Raw genomic sequence first — 217 nt, forward strand, 5'->3', positions numbered from 1 at the left:
GTGCGATTTATTTAAAACTTTGAATTAACAGGTACGTTTTGTCTTGTTTAGTTTTCAAAGATCATTATAATGGAGCGGGTGATGAGAATCGAACTCACGACATCAGCTTGGAAGGCTGAGGTTTTACCACTAAACTACACCCGCATTTAAATTGGCGCGCCCGAGAGGAGTCGAACCCCTAACCTTTTGATCCGTAGTCAAACGCTCTATCCAATTG

The 217-nt window shown here is 41.9% G+C and carries 1 tRNA gene; it reads right to left on the bottom strand.

The annotated features are described in order from the left end of the window. Nucleotides 1–70: 70 nt before the first annotated feature. Nucleotides 71–144: transfer RNA gene (locus DL897_RS17435), tRNA-Gly, on the bottom strand. Nucleotides 145–217 lie beyond the last annotated feature (73 nt).

Origin of the sequence: Thermoflavimicrobium daqui, assembly GCF_003313465.1 — a bacterium.
GTDB classification, from domain to species: domain Bacteria; phylum Bacillota; class Bacilli; order Thermoactinomycetales; family Thermoactinomycetaceae; genus Thermoflavimicrobium; species Thermoflavimicrobium daqui.